Here is a 1,194-nt window from a genome sequence, read left to right as displayed (position 1 = left end):
AAGTCGCAATTACGAGTCATTCAGTCAACAAAAGCGAGTCGCTAAATCGCTACAAGCCGCTATTGATGTGGCCTAGAAGGGGGGGTAAAACAAGATAAACAAGAATAAAAACAAGATAAACAAGACAAACTAGAAAGAAGTTTGTGGGCTGGAATATTGATGTTAAAATAATCAAACTTTCAAAAACAAATAATACACATAAAACGCCACACAATACGATTTAACCAATTTTAAATCATGCCCGCTACCCTTGCCTTACTGCATTAAATAAAATCTAACCAGCAGACTCTCAGCTCGAAATACGACGTAATTTGTATGACCTTTTGCTATATACCTCAAATATCTTATAACTGATCAACGAACAACCGGAATGTTATTCCAGCAAGTCGTATATGCTGGAGACAGATAGTGTCTTTGCATACTCCAAGGTTTCTTGACTCCCTGACTAGCTAAAAATATATGCTTACCTGTCCTGTTTATTTTATCTATGGTAGTCATTAGCGCTTGGCTTTTGGAAACATCACCAGATTCAGAAAACAAGCTCTGTTGAAATACTCCAGGTTCGAAAAAGTCGCTTAACATGATTCCAGCTTTGGCATATCTAATGCCATCACGCCAGATGAAATCAAGCAGCATCATAGCCACTCGTACAATGTCTCTAGTGTCGTCTGTTGGCATATCTAGTGTTGCAGATGCTGAGTTGCTGTAATGTAGCTCGTTTTGATTAAAGGGACTTGATCGAATGAATACGCTGACAACTTTAGTGCATCGTTTCTGACCTCTCAGCTTTTCACCAGCTCGGCTCGCATATTCGCTTACAGCTTCGCGCATAGCGTTGATTGTCGTTATACGAGACCCAAACGAACGACTACATACAATTTGCTGTTTTGCTGGTGCTATTTCTTCAATATCAATACAACTCTCGCCGTTTAGCTCTCTAACGGTACGCTCTAAGACGACAGAGAAGTTCTTTCTAATAGTCTTGGGATCTGCTTTAGCTAGATCGAGGGCTGTTATAATTCCTTGCGTATTCAGGCGCTTAGAAAGCCTACGACCAACGCCCCAAACCTCGTCAACTGGGTATAGAGCCAACAAACGTTTTTGGCGCTCAGAACAGCAGAGATCAACAATGCCGCCAGTTGCGGGATAATCCTTTGCCGCATGGTTAGCTAACTTTGCTAGCGTCTTAGTAGG

The 1,194-nt window shown here is 41.4% G+C and carries 1 protein-coding gene; it reads right to left on the bottom strand.

The window, feature by feature from the left end:
* Positions 1-354 precede the first annotated feature (354 nt).
* Positions 355-1,194, bottom strand: an 840-nt coding sequence (locus F607_RS0127320) for a DinB/UmuC family translesion DNA polymerase (protein ID WP_027710503.1), incomplete at its 5' end; no start/stop codon positions are given.

This window comes from Zooshikella ganghwensis DSM 15267, from assembly GCF_000428585.1.
Classification (GTDB): Bacteria; Pseudomonadota; Gammaproteobacteria; order Pseudomonadales; family Zooshikellaceae; genus Zooshikella; species Zooshikella ganghwensis.
The sequence above is the reverse complement of the archived record's forward strand: the minus strand, read 5'-3'. Positions and strand labels throughout refer to the sequence as shown.